The sequence below is a fragment of the Roseovarius sp. MS2 genome (genome assembly GCF_051447875.1).
GTDB classification, from domain to species: Bacteria; Pseudomonadota; Alphaproteobacteria; order Rhodobacterales; family Rhodobacteraceae; genus Roseovarius; species Roseovarius mucosus_A.
In genome coordinates this window covers 506,699-524,889 of record NZ_JBKHVF010000001.1, presented here as the reverse complement: position 1 = coordinate 524,889, position 18,191 = coordinate 506,699, and the positions used below count along the sequence as shown (strand labels likewise).

Below are 18,191 nucleotides of genomic sequence, written 5' to 3'. Positions count from 1 at the left end.
GCGCAGGTGGTATTCAGACGTCGTGACAGACGCCCCTGGTGGAAGGTTATTGCCGGGTTTCTCTGGCCCAAGGGCGGGTGGGGGCGGGCGTTCAGCTATGTTCGGCATCGCCTGAACCGTTTGCCCGATCCGCCCGACCGCATCGCGCGCGGTATTTTCGCGGGTGTCTTCACGACCTTTACTCCGTTTTATGGCTTTCATTTCATCGTGGCGGCCACGCTGGCGTGGATTGTGCGCGGCAATGTTCCGGCGGCCCTGTTGGGCACATTCTTTGGCAATCCGCTCACATATGTGCCCATCGGGGTGGTGTCACTTCAGACCGGGCACGCGATGCTGGGGCGCAGCACCTTGGCCGAGGATGAGATCAGCCGCTCGCTCGGGGGGAAGTTTCTGGATGCCGGGGATGACCTGAAGAACAACTTTCTGGCAATCTTCATGGATCACAAGGCGGATTGGAGCGGTCTGAAGCTCTTTTATGACGATGTGTTCTTTCCCTATATGATCGGGGGGATTGTGCCCGGGATCGTTACGGCACTTGCGGCCTATTACATCAGCCTGCCGGTGATCACCGCCTATCAGCACCGCCGCAAAGGCGCGCTCAAGGCCAAGTGGGTGGCGATGAAGGAAAAGAAGGCGGCCAAGGAAAAACAGGCGCACAAGGCTGACGAGGCGGGAAAACCGGACTAGGTTACGCCTCGAGTCGCGGATCAATCACGGGAGAAGCCGATGTCGGCAGGAAAGAAGCTACGCCTAGGCGTCAATATCGACCATGTGGCAACGGTGCGGAACGCGCGCGGCGGGGCCTATCCTGATCCCCTGCGCGCGGCGAGGATTGCGCAAGAGGCGGGGGCTGATGGCATCACCGCCCATCTGCGCGAGGATCGACGCCATATCTCGGACGCGGATATCGACGGGCTGATGGAGGTGCTGACAGTGCCGCTCAATTTCGAGATGGCCGCGACCGACGAGATGCAGCGGATTGCCCTGCGCCACAAACCGCATGCCGTCTGCATCGTGCCGGAAAAGCGCGAGGAACGTACCACCGAGGGCGGGCTGGAAGTGGCGCGCGAGGAAAGCCGACTGGCGCATTTCATAGCGCCACTGCGCGAGGCAGGGTGCCGCGTGTCGATCTTTATCGCCGCTGACAAAAGGCAGATCGAGGCGGCGCATCGCATCGGGGCCGAGGTGATCGAATTGCACACCGGCGCCTATTGCGATGCCCATGCCGAGGGGCATTTCGACGCCCGCGACCGCGAGTTGGAGAGCCTGCGCGAGATGACGGCCTATGCCCATTCTCTGGGGCTAGAGGTGCATGCGGGGCATGGATTGAACTATGAAACGGTCAAGCCGGTCGCGGCCTTTCCCGAGGTGATGGAGCTCAACATCGGGCATTTCCTGATTGGCGAGTCGATCTTTCGCGGATTGGGTCCGGCCATCGCAGAGATGCGTCGGCTGATGGACGAGGCGCGGGGGTGACGGTGCGCGGGGGCGCTCTGTCATGACATTGCGCGCCCTTTTGGCCGTTTTGGCCACGGTTTTGGCATGTCTCGCGCTTTGGCAGCTTGAGGGGCAGCGGCGTGGCGTGGACATCGCGAGCTTCACCGTCTCGGACACGCCGGTGACGCGCTATGCCATGGCCGGTGCGGATGGTCCGGTGGTGGTGGTCGCGCATGGCTTTGCCGGGTCGCGGCAGATGATGCAGGCATATAGCCTTGATCTGGCACGGGCGGGATACCGGGTTTGGGCGTTTGATTTCGAGGGGCATGGGCGCAACCGGGTGCCGATGTCGGGCGATGTGAACAGTCTTGACGGCACGACACGGCTTTTGATGGCGCAGACGGGCCGGGTGGTGCGGGCCGCGGTGGCGCAAGAAGCATGGGCGGGTGAGGTTGCGCTTTTGGGGCATTCCATGGCGACCGATATCATCATCCGCACCGCGCTGGAGGAAGACCGGGTTGGTCCCGTGGTGGCGATATCTGCCTTTTCGCAGGCGGTAACGGAGATCGAGCCGGACACTCTCTTGCTGATCACAGGGGCGTGGGAGGCGGGTTTGCGTGGTTTCGCCCGCGAGGCGGTGGCGATGGTCACGCCCGGCGCGGGGGAGGGCCAGACCGTGCAGGCAGGGGCTGTGACGCGCCGCGCGGTGGTGGCCCCTTTGGCCGAACATGTGGCGGTGCTGCATAGCCGTTTGGGCCGGGCCGAGGCGATTGCATGGCTCGATGCCGCCTATGGGCGCGTGAGCGATGTCGCGGTGCGGGCGACCGGGCCGTGGTTTCTGGCGTTGATGTTCGCGATTGTGGCCCTTGCCGCGCCGCTGGCGCGCCTTTTGCCGCAGCGCGCGCCGCCCGCGCGCAAGTCCATGCGGTCACGGCAATTCGTGCTGGTGGTTCTGGTGCCGGCGCTTTTGGCTCCGCTTGTGGCGGTGCAGGTGGAAACGCGGCTTTTACCGGTCTTGGTCGCGGATTATCTGGCGTTGCATCTGGCGCTATACGGGGGCTGCCAACTGGCGTTCTTGTGGGTTATGGGGCGACGCCCAGAGGGGCTGCGCCCTGTGGCGGTGCTGGCGCTGCTGGTGTGGGGCTTGGGCGTGTTTGGGTTTGCGCTGGATCGCTATGGCGCAAACTTTTGGCCCACGCCCGAGCGGCTTGCGATCATCATGGCGCTAAGCCTTGGGGCCGTGCCCTTTATGCTGGGGGATTCGGTGCTGGCGCGCGGGGCACCGCTCTGGCAGAGGCTGGCGTCGCGGGCGGGCTTTATCTTGTCCTTGGCTCTGGCCATTCTGCTGGATACGGAGCGGCTGTTTTTTCTGGCGATGATTGCGCCGGTGATCCTGCTCTTTTTCCTGATATACGGGCTGATGGGGCGTTGGGTGGCGGCGCGGGCCGGGGCGACAAGCGTGGGCGTTGCGCTTGGCCTCATCCTTGCTTGGGCGCTTGGCGTCAGTTTTCCGCTGTTTGCACCGGGGGTAACGGGATGATCTTGGGGATTGGCACGGATCTGGCGAATATCGAGCGGATCGCGCGCACGCTGGAGCGGTTTGGCGACAGGTTTCGCAACCGGGTGTTCACCGAGGTGGAACAGGCAAAGGCCGAGCGCCGCGCCGATGTGGCGGGCACCTATGCGAAACGGTGGGCGGCGAAAGAAGCCTGTTCCAAGGCGCTTGGCACGGGGTTGCGCATGGGCATCGCGTGGAAGGATATGGCCGTCACGAACCTGCCCACGGGCCAGCCGGTGATGCAGGTCACGGGCTGGGCCGCGACGCGTCTGGCCGAGATGACGCCACCGGGGCATGAGGCCATCATCCATGTGACCCTGACCGACGATCACCCTTGGGCGCAGGCCTTTGTGGTGATCGAGGCGCGGCCCGTCGCACGGCCTGCTTGACACCTTGGTCCCGGCCCCGCATGTAGCGCCGGAGAGATAGCGGAGGACGCCAAATGGCCGCCACAGGCAAGACATCGAGCTCTATCTGGGAAACTGTGAAAACGGTGTTCTGGGCCCTCGTGATCGCGGGGCTGTTTCGCACGCTCTTTTTTCAGCCGTTCTGGATTCCCTCAGGGTCGATGAAAGATACGTTGCTGATTGGTGATTTTCTCTTTGTGAACAAGATGGCCTATGGCTATTCCTATGCCTCTTGCCCGTCGATCCGGGTGGGCGGGCTGAACATCGACGCGCAAAAGATCTGCGCCTTCATCGACGGTGACAATACCCGCATCTTTGGGTCAGAGCCTGAGCGCGGCGATATCATAGTGTTTCGTCAGCCGACCGATGGCACCGATTTCATCAAGCGGGTTGTCGGCCTGCCGGGGGACCGCATCCAGATGAAAGAGGGCGTGTTGCATATCAACGAGGCCGCCGTCGGGCTGGAACCGGCCGGTGATTTTGTTGAGGAATTCACGCGGCAAGGGCCGCTTGGTATCCGTCCGCGTTGCGAGAATGGCGTGGTGGGCGAAGGGGCGGATTGTCTCAAGTCGCGCCAGATCGAGACGCTGCCCAATGGGCGGTCGCATTCCATCCTGAACATCGGCGACCAGCGGTCTGATAACACGGGCGTCTTTACTGTGCCTGCCGGGCATTATTTCTTTATGGGCGACAACCGCGACAATTCCACTGACTCGCGCTTTCCGCAGGCGGTGGGCGGGGTTGGCTTTGTGCCATTCGAGAATCTGATCGGGCGCGCGAACCGGGTGGTTTTTTCCTCGGCCGGACGGTCGATGCTGGCGTTCTGGACATGGCGCAGCGACCGTTTCTTCAAGAGGCTTGAGTGAAGCTTTCGGCGGATATCAAGGCGTTTCAGGCGCGGCTAGGGCATGAGTTTACCAATGCCGCACTGTTGGTGCGGGCGCTGACCCATTCGTCGATGGCGACGCCCAATCGGGATGACAACCAGCGGCTGGAATTTCTGGGCGACCGGGTGTTGGGCCTTGTGATGGCTGAGGCGCTCTTGTCGCAGGATCAGGGGGCCACCGAGGGCCAGCTTGCGCCGCGCTTTAACGCGCTGGTGCGCAAAGAGGCCTGCGCCGATGTGGCGCGCGAGATCGACCTTGGCGGAGTTCTCAAGCTGGGCCGTTCCGAGATGCTCTCTGGCGGGCGGCGCAAAGAGGCGCTGTTAGGCGATGCGATGGAGGCGGTGATTGCCGCCGTCTATCTTGATGCCGGGTTTGAAACGGCGCGCGGGGTTGTGCTTCGGCTCTGGGGCGCACGGTTGGGCGCGGTCAAAGAAGACGCGCGCGATGCCAAGACAAGCCTTCAGGAATGGGCGCAGGCGCGTGGATTGCCGCCGCCCGATTATGTTGAACTTGCCCGCAAGGGGCCAGATCACGCGCCGATCTTTACCATTTGCGCGCAGTTGAAAAGCGGCCAGCGTGCCGAGGCGACGGCCGGCTCGAAGCGGCAGGCGGAACAGGCGGCGGCACGCGCGCTTCTGGATCAATTGCAGGCGGAGTGAGCGGGTGCGCGGGCTTGCCCTATTGGCTGTCATGCTGTCCTTGGCGCAGATTGCCAAGGCACAGGAAGCGCCGATAGATGCCTGGACGCTCCGCAAATGCGCGCTTTATGCGCAGGCGACCGAGGATGCCTTGGCCGCGCTTGGCCCAGAGGGGCTAAGCCCGCAATTTCTAGAAGAAAACCGTGCTTTCATCGCCTCGGGCTGTGTTGGGCATGTGCGGATTTGTGCGCAAACGGCGCAGGACTATGCGTTTGCCGATCTTCTGACCATGATGACCATGAACGAGGGCATGGCCAGCACCTTTGTTCCCTTCGGCTGCGACAACTGACGCTCTGCTCTGGTCGCGGGGCGGCAAATCGGCTAGAGCCTGTCAATCACAACAGTCGAGACGCATCCCATGACCACGCGCGCCGGATTTATTGCCCTGATCGGAGAGCCCAATGCGGGCAAATCCACCCTGCTCAACCGCATGGTGGGGGCCAAGGTCAGCATCGTCACACACAAGGTTCAGACCACCCGCGCGCGTATTCGCGGCGTTGCGATGGAGGGGCAGAGCCAGTTGGTATTCGTGGACACGCCCGGCCTGTTCCAACCGCGCCGCAGGCTGGACCGGGCGATGGTTGCTGCCGCTTGGGGGGGCGCTGCGGATGCCGATGTGGTGATCCTGTTGATCGAGGCGCATCGCGGTGTGACCGAAGGGGTGGAGCGTATCCTTGAAGGGCTGACCGGCATCGCCAAAGGGCGCAAAGTGGCGCTGGCCATCAACAAGATCGACCGGGTGCAAGCACAGGTGCTGCTGGCGCTGACCAAGGACATGAACGAACGCTTTGCCTTTGAAAAGACGTTCTTAATTTCGGCTGAGCGCGGCCATGGGGTAGATGATCTGCGGCAGTGGCTGGCCGGTGAGGTGCCCGAGGGGCCATGGCTTTACCCTGAGGATCAGATCGCTGATCTGCCGATGCGGATGATCGCCGCCGAGATGACGCGCGAAAAGCTGACGCTGCGGCTTCATCAGGAATTGCCCTATCAATTGACCGTCGAAACCGAGAACTGGGAAGAGCGCAAGGATGGCTCTGCGCGGATTGATCAGGTGGTCTATGTGGTGCGCGACGGGCATAAAGGGATCGTTCTGGGCAATAAGGGCGAGACGATCAAGGCTGTCTCGAAAGCCGCGCGCGAAGAGTTAGAAGAGTTCCTCGGTCGCCGTATCCATCTGTTTTTGCAGGTAAAAGTGCGCGAGAACTGGCAAGAGGAATCCGAGCGGTATTCCGAGATGGGCTTGGATTTCAAGGACGGGAACTAGGGGCATGGCCCGGCTGAGCGCGCGGTTTTGGGTAGATGCCTATCTGGCGCGGCTCAGGGGGGCGGATATCCCCGCCTTCGTGGTGGCGCATGGCGATGACACCGGGGGCGCGGTTCTGGTCAAGCTCAACACGTTGGATGGAAAAGGTGTTGTTTTTCAACGCTCTATTGATCTGATGAGTGGTGTGCGCGTGTGGATGACCTTGGCCGAGGGCGCAGAGGCCGAGGTGGATGCGGCGATTGCGCGGCAAAGGGGCTATGATCCCGACCTCTGGGTGATCGAGGTGGAGGACCGGGAGGGGCGGCATTTGCTCGATCAGGACGGATTGGGAGGCTGAGGGCCGATGGATTGGCGCGATCAGGGTATTCTTCTGAACAGCCGCCGACATGGGGAAAGCTCTGTAATCATTGAGGTTTTTACGCCGGAGCGGGGGCGACATGCGGGGGTGGTGCGCGGCGGTGCGTCGCGCAAAATGGCCCCTGTGTTGCAACCGGGCGCGCAACTTGATCTGGAATGGCGCGCGCGGCTAGAGGATCATATCGGCACATTCCGGGTTGAGCCTTTGAAATCAAGGGCTTGGACCATGGGCGACCGGATGGCGCTGGCGGGGTTGAATGCGGTCTGTGCGCTGTTGCTGTTTGTGCTGCCCGAGCGTGAGGCGCATGCGGAGCTATACCGCAAGACATTGATTCTGCTTGATATTTTGGACCAACCCGAGATTTGGACGTTGGCCTATCTCAATTGGGAAATGGCGCTGTTGGAAGAGATGGGCTTTGGTCTTGATCTGCGGCGTTGTGCGGTTTTGGGCGAAAAGGCCAATGATCTCAGTTACGTATCGCCAAAGACCGGGCGGGCTGTGTCGCGCGCGGGGGCGGGCGAATGGGCAAACCGGTTGTTGCCGTTGCCGCCCTGCCTGATGGGGCACGGCCCGGCACCGGATACGGAAATCCTGCAAGGGTTTGAAGTAACGGGACATTTCCTGAAAAACCACCTTGCGCCGCAATTGGGCAACCGCGCGCTGCCCGAGGCACGGGCGCGCTATGTGGCGCGGTTCGCGGCTGAGGTGGCGCGGGGTTGAGCCGTGTGTAAGCTTTGTAAGGTTTGAGCCTCGATTTTGTAAGGTCCCGGGCCTGTTACATCGCCCCGGCCTCCAACCCGCCGTGGCGAGGTCCCGGGTCAAGCCCGGGACGGGTGTTAAAGCAGCATCACCCCGCGCCGGATGAGATTGAGCCCGGCAATCAGCAGCACCCAGAGCGTGATCTTGCGAAAGGTGGCCTGATCGAACCGGTCCTGAAGGCGAAAGCCGATCCAGATGCCGAGGAGCGCCGGGACGACCATCGCCGCCGAGAGCGGCAGGGTTTCGGCGCGCAACACGCCCGAGCCGATATGTGCGCCAAGCAGCACCAGCGCGCCCAGACCGTAGATCACGCCCTGCACGCGCATCTGTTCGGTTTTCTCGGTGCCGCGCGCGATCAGCATGGCGACGGTGGGCGGGCCCCAGATGCCGGAGAGGCCGCCAAAAAGACCGGCGAGCGCCCCCATGCCCGCCTCGCCCTTGATCCCCGGTTCCGGGGGCAGGCGCAAACCGCGTCCCAGCAGGGTCGAGGCGGCGTAGAGCGTGATCAGCGGGCCGATAAAGAGCAGCATCACCGAGGGCGGCAGCACCGGCACCAGTTGCGCCGCGCAAACCATGACCAGACCGCCCGCAATGAGGAACACCCGGAAATGCGCAATCGAGGCGATGGCGGCGCGCGTGCCTTGGCGGAGCGCCTGCCAGAGGTTTGTGGCCAATGTTGGCAATATCAGCCCGGCCAGTGCCAATTCGGGGGGCATCATCGTGCTGAGCCCCGCGATCATTACCGTGGGCATGGCAAAGCCCACTACGCCCTTGACCATGCCCGCGCAGAGCGCCACGGTAAAGGCCATGGCCCAACCCCAAAGCGGATTCCAGAGTGGGCTTATGTCGAAAAATGCGTCCATTTCGCCTCTTATCATGGCGTTCGGGCGGCTGACCATGGCGATAGCGCTGCGCTGCAAAAAATCAACGCGCAATTTTAGATCAAAACCCTGCGACAAAAAGCATAATAGTTGCGCTGCACCTGCATAATGGATAAAAGGCACGAGATTAGGAAAAGGATGCGATTCATGGCACATGACGGACAGGATCTGGCGATGGCACAACCGATCATTCTGGGCGATTTGCTGGCCCTGACCGGCGTGGCGCTGGCGCCCGCCGAGGCGCTGTTGGAGCGAGCCACGGGCGCTGTTCGCGCGCTGGTGACGGTGGATGGCCGGGTTTCGGGGGCTGCGATTGAGGCCAATCAGACCGCAGCGCATGGGCTGGCGTGGCTTGCGACCTATGTCGAGGCGCTGCGCCAGATGCAGCTTTGGGCGGTGCGGCTGGACGAAAAAGGCGAGTTTGGCGAGGTCGAGCAACTGATCCTGCAAATCGCCTTTGGCGAATATCTGAGCCAGATCGCAGGCGGCATTCAGATGAATCAGGGCGAAATGGTGCGCCTTCAGGATCTGGGCCTTGGCCCGGATGATGCGCATCTGTTGATGGACCCTGCCGCCACGATGCTGATGCAGGCGGGCAATACCCAAGTGGCGCGCAGCCGGTTGGTCGAGCTGATGCAAGAGCGGTCGGCAGAGATCACGGTGGGGCGCAGTGGCCTTGAGGAAGAGCTGGAGATGATCCGCGCGCAATTCCGGCGGTTCTCGGTCGAGAAGGTCGAGCCGCATGCGCATGAGTGGCACCTCAAGGATGAACTTATCCCGATAGAGATCATCGAGGAACTGGCGGAAATGGGTGTGTTTGGCCTGACCATTCCCGAGGACTTCGGTGGTTTCGGCCTGAGCAAGGCGTCGATGGTGGTGGTGTCGGAGGAGTTGAGCCGGGGCTATATCGGGGTTGGGTCCCTTGGCACCCGGTCTGAGATTGCCGCCGAATTGATCCTTTGTGGCGGCACGGAGGAGCAAAAGGCCCATTGGCTGCCAAAGCTCGCCAGTGCCGAAATCCTGCCGACGGCCGTGTTCACGGAACCCAACACCGGATCGGATCTGGGCAGTCTGCGCACCCGTGCTGTCAAGGATGAGAATGGCGATTGGAAGGTGACGGGCAACAAGACCTGGATCACCCATGCCGCGCGCACCCATGTGATGACGCTGCTGGCGCGTACCGTGCCCGACACCACCGATCACCGGGGGCTGTCGATGTTTCTGGCCGAGAAAACCCCCGGCACCGATGAGGCCCCGTTCCCGACCCCCGGCATGACCGGCGGTGAGATCGAGGTATTGGGCTATCGCGGCATGAAGGAATACGAGCTTGGCTTTGATAATTTCCGTGTGAAGGGCGAGAACCTGCTGGGCGGCGAAGAGGGCAAGGGATTCAAGCAGTTGATGGAGACGTTTGAATCTGCGCGCATTCAGACTGCCGCCCGCGCTGTGGGTGTGGCGCAATCGGCGCTGGATGTGGCGATGAAATACGCACAGGACCGCAAGCAGTTTGGCCGCGCGCTGATCGAGTTTCCGCGTGTGTCGGGCAAGCTTGCGATGATGGCGGTCGAGATCATGGTGGCGCGGCAACTGACCTATTTCTCGGCGTGGGAAAAGGATCACGGGCGGCGGTGCGATCTTGAGGCAGGGATGGCCAAGCTGCTCGGCGCGCGCGTGGCCTGGGCCGCCGCCGACAACGGGTTGCAGATCCATGGCGGCAATGGCTTTGCTCTGGAATACACGATCAGCCGGATTCTCTGTGATGCGCGGATTCTCAATATCTTTGAGGGCGCGGCAGAGATTCAGGCGCAGGTGATCGCACGGCGGTTGTTGGGGTGAGAATAAGCCGGGGTTCGTGTGAGTGAGCCCCGGCCCTGTCAATCCGGCTGAAAGATCGCACCCGCGCGCAGGGCCTTGAGCGTGCGCCAGAGCAGGCCCGCGATGATCACGCAGAGGGCCACCAAGAGGGCAAGGCCGATCAGGCGGTGGGCGGCAGAGCCGCTTTCACGTGCATAGGTGAAACTGGCGATGGTCACGCCTGCCATGGGAAAGCTGAGCGCCCAGAAGGCCAAGGAGAATTGCAATTTCAAGAGCTTGGGCAATTGTACCGCGACGATGAGCGTAAAAAGATAGGCGCAATTGAGCAGCACATGGGCAAAAGGATCGACGCCGCCCACCAGTTCGACCCAAGCAAGAAACCCGACCGAAGGCGGGGCGATCAGGATCACCAGCGAGGGTTGCAGGCGTTCGGGCAGGGGATCGTGAAAAATCAGCCGGTTCATCACCAGCGTCAGCAGGACGATCCAGAAGACGAGGCCGCCGCTGGTGAAGAACCAGCTTATTTCCGGGTAGCCAAGGGGCACGCCCGCGATTGCCACGATCACATTGCCCACCGCCGGGATGAACCATGCCGGTGAGAGGTGCCCGTGTTGGAACGCGCGCGCGCTGATCCAGCCACTGACGACGGCGAGGGTCAGGATCAGCTGCATCGGCACGGCGATGAGCCATAGCACATGCGCAATACCCGGCGCGGGGGCGAGCATGACGATGGACATTAGCACCAGTGCGATGGAAATTGCCGGAAAGAAGGCAAGTTTCACGGGGTGACTCCATTCGGCGACGACCGCTGCGGGGTGGCGGATCGCCTTGGCGAGATAGCCAAGCGTCACGGCGGCAAAGACCGCCATGGTCAGCCCATGCGCCGCCCATGACAGTGCGTGGGTGAGGCCGAGGGCCTCTTCGCCCGCGCGAAGCGCGAGGGTAAAGCCGCAAAGCCCCATGACGATGGTAAACAGCGTCACGGGCACATATTGCAGACGGCCTTGGGCCGGGTTTGTCATCGGGTTTACTCTGCGGCGGTGATGGTAAGGGTGAGCGGGGCAAGACCGTCAATCTCGCCCAAGAGCACATTACCGGGCAGCACGGGGCCAACGCCCGCCGGCGTGCCGGTATAGATCAGGTCGCCGGGGGCGAGGTGATAAAAGCGCGACAGATGGGCGATGATTTCGGGCACGGACCAGATCATATCGGCCAGCGTCGCCTCTTGTGTGATGCGCCCGTCCACAGAGAGACGAATGGCTTGATCGCCAATGTCGCCAAACGCGGCCTTGGGGGTGAGGGGGGCGATGATCGAGGCGTTTTCGAAATCCTTGCCGATATCCCAGGGGCGGCGCTTTTCCTTGGCCACGCCTTGCAGGTCGCGGCGGGTGAGGTCGATGCCGCAGGCATAGCCGTAGACGGTGTTCATCGCCTCGGCTGCGCTGACGCGAAAGGCGGGGGCGCTGAGCGCCACGACGAATTCCATCTCGTGGTGGCAATCCGAGGTTTCGAGCGGATAGGGGATGCTGGACCCGCTGAGGCAGAGGGTTTGAGGGGCCTTGTTGAAGTAGAACGGCGCTTCGCGGTCCACCTCATTGCCCATTTCGAGCGCATGGGCGGCGTAGTTGCGCCCGACGCAGAAGATGCGCTGCACCGGATAGCCCTGATCCGTGCCGGTGATCGGCACTAGAGGGGGGCTGGGCAGGGTGAAGAGCGGTTGGGTCATCGGGGCCTCCGGCGCAAGCGATTGAATTCGCGCCCGTTATGCGCCCCGATTCGACGGTTGTCAAAGCAGGCCTCAGGCGACGCGGGCCCCTTGCGACCAGACACCGCGCAGCGCCGGCGCGCCGCTGCGCAGGCGAAAGCGGATGAGGTCGGCGCGGGCGTTTACCGCCAGTTGGCCGCGATCCGAGAGGCCCACGGCGCGGGCGGGATTGGCGGTGACGGTGGCAAGGCCGCGCGCCATATCGCCCCACCGCGCGCCCAGTTGCACAGCCCCTAAAAGCAGCGCGGAGGGCACGTAATCGGACGAGAGGATATCGAGATAGCCCAGATCGGCCAATTCCCCCGCCGCGACATTGCCAGAGTGTGATCCGCCCCGGATGAGGTTGGGCGCGCCCATGATGACCGCGATATCATGGGCGTGGCAGGTGCGTGCGGCCTCGACCGTGGTGGGAAACTCGGCAAGCCGGATGCCGTAGCCGCCGGACACCGCCACCTGTTCGGCGGTGGTGTCGTCATGGCTGGCCAGCACCGCGCCATAGCGGGCGGCATGGGCCACGGCGGCGGCCTCGTGGCGGTCGCCATGCGCGGCGCGCAGCGCCTTGAGCTGGGCCACGTGTTCGGCGAATTCCGCATCCGTGAGGGCGTGTTTGCCCTTCATGTATTCTTCGAGTTTGGTCAGGTCGCGGAATTGGCGCTGACCCGGCGTATGGTCCATCAGGCTGACGATGCCGACGCGGTCCGATGGGCCGAATTGTTCCATCTCTTCTTCCAGTGTTTCGGAACAGACCTCGGCGCGCAGATGCAGGAAATGGCTGATCTTGAGCGCTTCCTCGGCGCGCAGGCTGAGGAGTTCGTTGGCGAGACCGCGCGCGTATTTGCTGTAGCGCCCGACGCCGGTGGGGATCGACCCCACGCGCATCGCGTCAAAGACGGTGGTGATGCCGACGCTGGCCAGTTCCGCGTCATGGGCGAGGATGGCGGCGTGATGCGGCCAATCCACCTTGGGGCGGGGTTGGATGTGCCGCTCCAGATTATCGGTGTGCAGCTCGATCAGGCCGGGGGCAAGGTAATCACCTTCGCAATCCACCGCACCGGGTGGCAGGGCTGTGCCGCTGTCGAGAGCGGTGATTTTACCGCCCTTGATCTGCAGCGCGCCGGGGATCACCTCGGTTGGCAGAATGAGGAGGGCATTGGCGAGAATGATGTCTTCTGTCATTTGGATGTCACGCTTTCTTGGCACGTCACGGCAACCCGACGAGAGACCTCATGGATTTTCACCGCTACGCGATTTATGTCACGCCCCCCGAGGGGGAATTTGCCGCCTTTGGTGCGGCGTGGTTGGGATGGGATAGCGCGCAGGGTTGTGCCGTGGCGCATCCCGAGGTGCCGGGGTTGCCCGCGCCCGTGGCGGAGATCACCGAGACCCCGCGCAAATACGGGCTGCATGCCACGATCAAGCCGCCCTTTGGCTTGGCCGAGGGGGAGGGAGAGGCGGGGCTCATTGCGGCGTTCGAGCGGTTTTGCGCAGGCGAGGCGGCGGTCACGCTGGAGGGGGTGCAGATCGCGGGGTTGGGCCGGTTTCTGGCGCTGGTACTGTGGGGGGATCAGAGCGCCTTGAACGGGTTGGCATCGCGCGCCGTGGAGGCGTTCGAACCGTGGCGCGCGCCCTTGACCGAGGCGCAATTGGCGCGACGGCGGGCAGGGGGCCTGACGCCTGCGCAAGACGCGCATCTGCTGCGCTGGGGCTATCCCTATGTGATGGAGGAGTTCCGGTTTCATATCACCCTGACCGGCAAGCGGCCCAAGGCAGAGTTGGCGCCGATCAAGGCCGCGCTGGAGGCGCGATTGGGGCCGCTGGTGCCGCAGCCCTATGTCATCGACGCGCTGTCGCTGATGGGCGAGGATGAGGCGGGGCGGTTTCATCTGCTGCACCGTCAGACCCTCACCGCATAGACGGATTTCAGCGCCGACTTGGTCAGTCGGGGCAGGGGCGCGTCGGTGTCAAGCGTGATGACCGGGCCTACGCCCTCGGGCAGGGCCATATCCGCGCCGGTCAGGCGTTCGCGAATATCCTGCGAGGTTTCACGCCCGCGCGCCACAAGGCGGGATGCCAGCACCTGCGGTGTGGCGGTCAGGTGCAGGATGACAAAGGGCTGAAACCGCGCCTGCGCCTGTGCCAGAACGCCCCGCGAGAGATTGACCAAGAGGTCGCGCCCTGCCGCGAGATCAAGGCAGATGCCCACCGGCACCCCGTAGCGCAGGCCGTGCGCGCGCCAATGCAGGGCAAAGCCGCCCTCTTTGAGGCGGGCGTCGAATTCGGTGTCGCTGACCGCCTCATGGCCTTCGCCCTCGGGGTCTGGGGGGCGGGTGATGACGCGGCGGGCACGGCGCAGGCCCCGATGCTCTGCGATCATGGCGCGCATCAGCGTGTCCTTGCCCACGCCCGAAGGGCCGACCACGGCGATGAGGCGGCCAGGTGTCATGCGGCGCGCGCCGGGGTGAAGGCGGTCACATCCACCTCGCGGTCGCAGACACGGGCGCGCGCGGCCTCGTCGTGGAAGATGCCCACAATGGCCGCGCCGCGCGCCTTGGCCTCTTCGATGAGGGTCAGCACCACCTCGCGGTTGGTGGCGTCAAGGCTGGCGGTGGGTTCATCCAGCAGCAGGGCGGGAAAGGGATGCGCAAAACCGCGCGCGATATTGACGCGTTGTTGCTCGCCGCCCGAGAATGTCGTGGGGCTGAGTGACCAGAGCCGTTCGGGGATATTGAGGCGGTCAAGCAGCGCCTCGGCGCGGGCGCGGGCCGCATCGGGCGCGCTGCCAAGGATCAAGAGCGGTTCGGCCACCACATCGCGGGTGGGCACGCGCGGCACGACGCGCAGGAACTGGCTGACATAGCCCAGAGTATGACGGCGCAACTGGATGATCTCGCGCGGTTCGGCGCGGGCGACATCGGTGTCGCCGACCATGATCCGCCCCGCATTGGCGCGGTAATTGCCATAGATCATCCGCATAAGCGTAGATTTGCCCGCGCCCGAAGAGCCGGTCAGCGCCACGCACTCACCGGCGGCGACATGCAGATGCGCGCCGGCCATCACGGGGATCACCGCGCCGCCCTGATTATGCAGGGTAAAGCTTTTGCTCAGGCTGTCGATCTCGATCATTGCGGGTCTCCGATAGGGTTAAAGCCAGCCGCGGCGGCGGAATATCCAGAGCGGCACCAATGCGGACAGCGCCATAAGCCCGAGCGCCATCGGATAGCCGAAGGGCCAGGACAGTTCTGGCATCACCTCGAAATTCATGCCGTAGATCGAGGCCACCAGCGTGGGCGGCAGAAAGGCCACCGCCGCCACCGAGAAAATCTTGATGATGGCGTTCTGTTCGATGGTGATGAGGCCAAGGGCCGCATCCAGCATGAAGGCGGTTTTCTGTTGCAGATAGCCTGCCTGTTCGGTGATCGTGCGCACGTCGCGATATTGCGATTTGAGCGCGCCGCGCAGGGGTTTGGCCCCGCGCCGGGTGTCGATCACCGGCACGACAAAGCCCAAAAGCCGCTCCAGTGTCATCAGGCTCTCGCGGATTTGCATGACGCGCCCGTCAGCTTGGCCGATGTCGCGGAGCGCGGTGCGATAGGCCGCGGTATTAAGGGGTTTGTCGCCAAAGATGCGTTTGGAGAGCGCGTCGATGTCGCGGCCAGCCTGTTCGATGATATCGGCAAGCCGGTCGATGATTTCCTCGATCAGGCCGATCAGCACCGCCTCGACCGTGGCGCAGCCATGCGAGGATTTCCCCGCCTTGTCGGGATAGGTGGTAAAGGGGCGCGGGGCGTGGTGGCGCAGTGTCACCAGCCGGTCGGCCATGAGCACGAAAGACACCGGGCCGACGATGGTTTCGCCCGCGTCGTTGCGCGCGGGCAAGAGGGCGGTCATCACCGGCACGCCCTCTTCGAGATAGAGGCGGGAGGATTGTTCGATTTCGTCCTGATCCTCGCGGCTGGGCAGGGCGATGCCAAGACGCCCCGACATTTGCGCCAATTCCTGCGGGTCGGGGCTGAGCATGTCGATCCAGAGGACGGGGGCATCGCCAAGGTCTGGCACCTGATGCAACCCGGTCTCGTGCTTGGCGTAATAGGTGATCATGCTCTGCTCCTGCCCATGACGTCAGACCTGCAATACGCTGGAAACAAGCAGTTGCGTATAGCCGTGTTGCGGATCATCCAGCACCTGATCGGTCAGCCCGTCTTCGACCACAAAGCCATCTTTCATCACCATCAACCGGTCGGCGAGCAATCGCACCACCGCCAGATCATGGGTGACGATAATGGCCGATAGACCCATTTCGCGCACCAGCCCGCGCAAAAGATCAAGAAGCCGCGCCTGAACGCTGACATCAAGCCCGCCGGTGGGTTCATCCATGAACACCAAGCGCGGGCCGGTCACGAGGTTGCGGGCGATTTGCAGGCGTTGCTGCATGCCCCCCGAGAACGCCTGTGGCTTGTCATCCACCCGGTCGGCGGCAATTTCGACCCGGCCCAGCCAGTCAATCGCCTGATCGCGGATATCCCCGTAATGGCGCGCGCCCACGGCCATCAGCCGTTCGCCGACATTGCCGCCCGCCGAGACCCCCATGCGCAGCCCGTCGCGGGCGTGCTGATGGACAAAAGCCCAATCGGTGCGCATCAGCATCCGCCGTTCGGGTTCGGACATATGCAGCGTGTCGCGGGGGCCGTGGCCGTGCGTGTCAAAGATCACCTCGCCCCGGTCGGGGGGCAGATGCCCGGCAAGGCAACTGAGCAGCGTCGATTTGCCTGATCCGCTCTCGCCCACGATGCCCATCACCTCGCCGGGGTAAAGATCAAAGCTGACACCGTCACAGCCGCGCCGCGGCCCGTAGAATTTGGCAAGATCGCGCACTTGCAAAAGGGGGGTCATACCGTGGCCTCCTCATAGGGTGCGCCCTGCGCCCCGATATGGCCGCCTGCGCGGCGCGCGCGGCAATAATCGGTGTCGGAGCAGACAAACATGCGCCCGCCCGCGTCATCCATGATGACCTCGTCGAGATAGCTGTGGGATGCGCCGCAGAGGTCGCAATCGTGATCGGCCTTGGTGGCCTCGAACGGGTGATCTTCGAAATCGAGACTGATAACTTGGGTATAGGGCGGCAGGGCATAGATACGCTGTTCGCGCCCTGCGCCGAAAAGCTGGATCGCGGCCATGTTCAGCTTCGGGTTATCGAATTTGGGGATCGGCGAAGGGTCCATGACATAGCGCCCCTCGACCTTGACCGGATAGGCATAGGCGGTGGCGATGGCCCCGTGTTGGCTGATATCCTCATAGAGTTTAACATGCATGAGGCCATATTCCTCGAGCGCGTGCATCTTGCGGGTTTCCACCTCGGAGGGTTCGAGAAAGCGCAGCGGTTCGGGGATCGGTACTTGGTAGACAAGGATCTGATCCTCGGTCAGCGGTTCCTCGGGGATGCGGTGGCGAGTCTGGATGAGGCTGGCGCGGGCGGTTTCCTCAGTGGTGGCGACCTGCGCGGTTTTCTCAAAGAATTTGCGGATCGAGACGGCGTTTGTGGTGTCATCCGCGCCCTGATCAATCACTTTGAACGTGTCATTCGGCGTGAGGCAGGCGGCAGAGACCTGCACCCCGCCCGTGCCCCAGCCATAGGGCATCGGCATTTCGCGGCTGGCAAAGGGCACCTGATAGCCGGGGATCGCCAGCGCCTTGAGAATGGCGCGGCGGATCATGCGCTTGGTCTGCTCATCGAGATAGGCAAAGTTGTAATCGCTCATAATAGCCCCCGGTCGCGCAGGTCGGCATTGAGGGCCTCTGGCCCGGTAAAGTGATGCGCCTGCCAGCCTGCGGCGCGGGCGCCGGTGACATTGCTGGCGGTGTCGTCGATGAAATAACACGCCTCGGGCGCGGCATCGGCGCGGGTGCAGAGGAGGTCGAAAATCTCGCGGTCGGGTTTGACCATGCGCTCGTGCCCCGACACGACGATGCCCTCGAACAGCGTGTTCAGGTCGGGATGCAGGCGCTGCGCTTGCGGCCATGTGTCGGCCGAAAAATTCGTAAGCGCCCAGAGGCGGTGGCCGCTATCCTTGAGCGTGGTGGCGATGTCCCATGACCCTTGGATGCGGGTCTGGATGGTCAGGCCGAAGCGGTCGAAATAGCCGTCCATCAGATCGGCATGCTCCGGCCAGTGGGCGGCAATTGCTGCCACCGCCTCGGCCCGGTTCCGGCCCCGGTCCTGCTCATAGTTCCAGTCGTAGAATCCGACCTCGGCCAGCAGCGCATCAATCTCGGCGTCGCTGCCGATGGCATGGCGAAAGGCGGCCTGCGGATCCCAGCGCAAGAGAACATTGCCGATGTCAAAGACAATGAGGGTCATGGGCGGG

Annotated in this window: 22 protein-coding genes; 12 read left to right on the top strand and 10 right to left on the bottom strand. The window is 63.3% G+C overall.

Annotation, left to right across the window (positions count from 1 at the left end):
- The first annotated feature begins 6 nt into the window (after positions 1-6).
- The 10 genes from ACLGGT_RS02700 (at position 7) to recO (ending at position 7,329) form a co-directional block, all read left to right on the top strand.
- A complete protein-coding gene (locus ACLGGT_RS02700) occupies positions 7-687 on the top strand; it encodes a DUF2062 domain-containing protein (RefSeq protein WP_437194994.1) in 681 nt (226 codons plus the stop codon).
- 39 nt (positions 688-726) lie between these two features.
- A complete protein-coding gene (locus ACLGGT_RS02695; RefSeq protein ID WP_437194993.1) occupies positions 727-1,476 on the top strand; it encodes a pyridoxine 5'-phosphate synthase in 750 nt (249 codons plus the stop codon).
- A 22-nt stretch (positions 1,477-1,498) separates the two neighbouring features.
- Positions 1,499-2,977 (top strand): alpha/beta hydrolase, encoded by a 1,479-nt coding sequence (locus ACLGGT_RS02690; protein ID WP_437194992.1) that lies wholly within the window; start codon positions 1,499-1,501, stop codon positions 2,975-2,977.
- Positions 2,974-3,384 (top strand): holo-ACP synthase, encoded by a 411-nt coding sequence (gene acpS / locus ACLGGT_RS02685; protein WP_008279084.1) that lies wholly within the window; start codon positions 2,974-2,976, stop codon positions 3,382-3,384. The genes ACLGGT_RS02690 and acpS overlap by 4 nt, the downstream gene beginning before the upstream one ends.
- 53 nt (positions 3,385-3,437) lie before the next feature.
- Positions 3,438-4,268 (top strand): signal peptidase I, encoded by an 831-nt coding sequence (gene lepB / locus ACLGGT_RS02680; protein WP_008279083.1) that lies wholly within the window; start codon positions 3,438-3,440, stop codon positions 4,266-4,268.
- Complete coding sequence (rnc, locus tag ACLGGT_RS02675; RefSeq protein WP_008279082.1) at positions 4,265-4,948, top strand: ribonuclease III; 684 nt, start codon at positions 4,265-4,267, stop codon at positions 4,946-4,948. The genes lepB and rnc overlap by 4 nt, the downstream gene beginning before the upstream one ends.
- Before the next feature lie 4 nt (positions 4,949-4,952).
- Entirely contained in the window at positions 4,953-5,276 is a 324-nt protein-coding gene (locus ACLGGT_RS02670; protein WP_375553020.1) for a hypothetical protein, read from the top strand.
- Positions 5,277-5,345: 69 nt separating this feature from the next.
- Complete coding sequence (gene era, locus ACLGGT_RS02665; RefSeq protein ID WP_008279080.1) at positions 5,346-6,251, top strand: GTPase Era; 906 nt, start codon at positions 5,346-5,348, stop codon at positions 6,249-6,251.
- A 4-nt stretch (positions 6,252-6,255) separates the two neighbouring features.
- Positions 6,256-6,588 carry a DUF1491 family protein gene (locus ACLGGT_RS02660; RefSeq protein ID WP_437194991.1) on the top strand — a complete coding sequence of 111 codons (333 nt, stop codon included), beginning with the start codon at positions 6,256-6,258 and terminating at the stop codon, positions 6,586-6,588.
- Positions 6,589-6,594: 6 nt separating this feature from the next.
- Positions 6,595-7,329 (top strand): DNA repair protein RecO, encoded by a 735-nt coding sequence (gene recO / locus ACLGGT_RS02655; protein WP_437194990.1) that lies wholly within the window; start codon positions 6,595-6,597, stop codon positions 7,327-7,329.
- 116 nt (positions 7,330-7,445) lie between these two features.
- Here the strand turns inward: recO and ACLGGT_RS02650 are convergent, their stop codons facing one another.
- Positions 7,446-8,231 carry a sulfite exporter TauE/SafE family protein gene (locus tag ACLGGT_RS02650; protein ID WP_037296912.1) on the bottom strand — a complete coding sequence of 262 codons (786 nt, stop codon included), beginning with the start codon at positions 8,229-8,231 and terminating at the stop codon, positions 7,446-7,448.
- Positions 8,232-8,396: 165 nt separating this feature from the next.
- On the opposite strand from ACLGGT_RS02650, the gene ACLGGT_RS02645 reads away from it, so the two are divergent.
- Entirely contained in the window at positions 8,397-10,085 is a 1,689-nt protein-coding gene (locus ACLGGT_RS02645) for an acyl-CoA dehydrogenase family protein (RefSeq protein WP_437194989.1), read from the top strand.
- 38 nt (positions 10,086-10,123) lie between these two features.
- On the opposite strand, the gene ACLGGT_RS02640 is transcribed toward ACLGGT_RS02645, so the two are convergent.
- The 3 genes from ACLGGT_RS02640 to ACLGGT_RS02630 form a co-directional block, all read right to left on the bottom strand.
- Positions 10,124-11,086, bottom strand: coding sequence for an SLAC1 anion channel family protein (locus ACLGGT_RS02640; RefSeq protein ID WP_437194987.1), 963 nt, complete (start codon positions 11,084-11,086; stop codon positions 10,124-10,126).
- 5 nt (positions 11,087-11,091) lie between these two features.
- Positions 11,092-11,790, bottom strand: a complete 699-nt coding sequence (locus ACLGGT_RS02635) for a fumarylacetoacetate hydrolase family protein (protein WP_437194986.1) — start codon at positions 11,788-11,790, stop codon at positions 11,092-11,094.
- Positions 11,791-11,862: 72 nt separating this feature from the next.
- Positions 11,863-13,005, bottom strand: a complete 1,143-nt coding sequence (locus ACLGGT_RS02630; protein WP_437194985.1) for an alpha-D-ribose 1-methylphosphonate 5-triphosphate diphosphatase — start codon at positions 13,003-13,005, stop codon at positions 11,863-11,865.
- 50 nt (positions 13,006-13,055) lie between these two features.
- Here ACLGGT_RS02630 and ACLGGT_RS02625 point away from each other — a divergent pair, with 50 nt between their 5' ends.
- Positions 13,056-13,742 (top strand): DUF1045 domain-containing protein, encoded by a 687-nt coding sequence (locus ACLGGT_RS02625; RefSeq protein ID WP_437194984.1) that lies wholly within the window; start codon positions 13,056-13,058, stop codon positions 13,740-13,742.
- On the opposite strand, the gene phnN is transcribed toward ACLGGT_RS02625, so the two are convergent.
- From phnN to ACLGGT_RS02595, 6 genes are read right to left on the bottom strand one after another with little or no spacing between them, the layout of a single operon-like run.
- Positions 13,724-14,272: a phosphonate metabolism protein/1,5-bisphosphokinase (PRPP-forming) PhnN gene (gene phnN, locus ACLGGT_RS02620; protein WP_437194983.1), complete on the bottom strand. Its 549-nt coding sequence runs from the start codon at positions 14,270-14,272 to the stop codon at positions 13,724-13,726. The two genes, ACLGGT_RS02625 and phnN, sit on opposite strands and share 19 nt — an antisense overlap.
- Positions 14,269-14,952 (bottom strand): phosphonate C-P lyase system protein PhnL, encoded by a 684-nt coding sequence (gene phnL, locus ACLGGT_RS02615; RefSeq protein ID WP_437194982.1) that lies wholly within the window; start codon positions 14,950-14,952, stop codon positions 14,269-14,271. Before phnL ends, phnN begins: the two co-directional genes overlap by 4 nt.
- An 18-nt stretch (positions 14,953-14,970) precedes the next feature.
- Complete coding sequence (locus ACLGGT_RS02610; RefSeq protein WP_081506812.1) at positions 14,971-15,927, bottom strand: magnesium transporter CorA family protein; 957 nt, start codon at positions 15,925-15,927, stop codon at positions 14,971-14,973.
- A 21-nt stretch (positions 15,928-15,948) separates the two neighbouring features.
- The gene (phnK, locus tag ACLGGT_RS02605) at positions 15,949-16,719 is read right to left on the bottom strand and encodes a phosphonate C-P lyase system protein PhnK (RefSeq protein ID WP_008279067.1); all 771 of its coding nucleotides are present in this window, start codon (positions 16,717-16,719) and stop codon (positions 15,949-15,951) included.
- A complete protein-coding gene (locus ACLGGT_RS02600) occupies positions 16,716-17,585 on the bottom strand; it encodes an alpha-D-ribose 1-methylphosphonate 5-phosphate C-P-lyase PhnJ (protein WP_437194981.1) in 870 nt (289 codons plus the stop codon). The genes phnK and ACLGGT_RS02600 overlap by 4 nt, the downstream gene beginning before the upstream one ends.
- Complete coding sequence (locus ACLGGT_RS02595) at positions 17,582-18,184, bottom strand: HAD family hydrolase (RefSeq protein ID WP_437194980.1); 603 nt, start codon at positions 18,182-18,184, stop codon at positions 17,582-17,584. The genes ACLGGT_RS02600 and ACLGGT_RS02595 overlap by 4 nt, the downstream gene beginning before the upstream one ends.
- Between the last annotated feature and the right edge of the window lie 7 nt (positions 18,185-18,191).

What these genes read in the sequence shown, in the direction of transcription:
- ACLGGT_RS02695 (WP_437194993.1), top strand. Translation starts at nt 727, where the DNA reads ATGTCGGCAGGAAAGAAGCTACGCCTAGGCGTCAATATCGACCATGTG.
- ACLGGT_RS02690 (WP_437194992.1), top strand. Translation starts at nt 1,499, where the DNA reads ATGACATTGCGCGCCCTTTTGGCCGTTTTGGCCACGGTTTTGGCATGT.
- acpS (WP_008279084.1), top strand. Translation starts at nt 2,974, where the DNA reads ATGATCTTGGGGATTGGCACGGATCTGGCGAATATCGAGCGGATCGCG.
- lepB (WP_008279083.1), top strand. Translation starts at nt 3,438, where the DNA reads ATGGCCGCCACAGGCAAGACATCGAGCTCTATCTGGGAAACTGTGAAA.
- era (WP_008279080.1), top strand. Translation starts at nt 5,346, where the DNA reads ATGACCACGCGCGCCGGATTTATTGCCCTGATCGGAGAGCCCAATGCG.
- ACLGGT_RS02660 (WP_437194991.1), top strand. Translation starts at nt 6,256, where the DNA reads ATGGCCCGGCTGAGCGCGCGGTTTTGGGTAGATGCCTATCTGGCGCGG.
- recO (WP_437194990.1), top strand. Translation starts at nt 6,595, where the DNA reads ATGGATTGGCGCGATCAGGGTATTCTTCTGAACAGCCGCCGACATGGG.
- ACLGGT_RS02650 (WP_037296912.1), bottom strand. Translation starts at nt 8,231, where the DNA reads ATGGACGCATTTTTCGACATAAGCCCACTCTGGAATCCGCTTTGGGGT.
- ACLGGT_RS02645 (WP_437194989.1), top strand. Translation starts at nt 8,397, where the DNA reads ATGGCACATGACGGACAGGATCTGGCGATGGCACAACCGATCATTCTG.
- ACLGGT_RS02640 (WP_437194987.1), bottom strand. Translation starts at nt 11,086, where the DNA reads ATGACAAACCCGGCCCAAGGCCGTCTGCAATATGTGCCCGTGACGCTG.
- ACLGGT_RS02635 (WP_437194986.1), bottom strand. Translation starts at nt 11,790, where the DNA reads ATGACCCAACCGCTCTTCACCCTGCCCAGCCCCCCTCTAGTGCCGATC.
- ACLGGT_RS02630 (WP_437194985.1), bottom strand. Translation starts at nt 13,005, where the DNA reads ATGACAGAAGACATCATTCTCGCCAATGCCCTCCTCATTCTGCCAACC.
- ACLGGT_RS02625 (WP_437194984.1), top strand. Translation starts at nt 13,056, where the DNA reads ATGGATTTTCACCGCTACGCGATTTATGTCACGCCCCCCGAGGGGGAA.
- phnN (WP_437194983.1), bottom strand. Translation starts at nt 14,272, where the DNA reads ATGACACCTGGCCGCCTCATCGCCGTGGTCGGCCCTTCGGGCGTGGGC.
- phnL (WP_437194982.1), bottom strand. Translation starts at nt 14,952, where the DNA reads ATGATCGAGATCGACAGCCTGAGCAAAAGCTTTACCCTGCATAATCAG.
- ACLGGT_RS02610 (WP_081506812.1), bottom strand. Translation starts at nt 15,927, where the DNA reads ATGATCACCTATTACGCCAAGCACGAGACCGGGTTGCATCAGGTGCCA.
- phnK (WP_008279067.1), bottom strand. Translation starts at nt 16,719, where the DNA reads ATGACCCCCCTTTTGCAAGTGCGCGATCTTGCCAAATTCTACGGGCCG.
- ACLGGT_RS02600 (WP_437194981.1), bottom strand. Translation starts at nt 17,585, where the DNA reads ATGAGCGATTACAACTTTGCCTATCTCGATGAGCAGACCAAGCGCATG.
- ACLGGT_RS02595 (WP_437194980.1), bottom strand. Translation starts at nt 18,184, where the DNA reads ATGACCCTCATTGTCTTTGACATCGGCAATGTTCTCTTGCGCTGGGAT.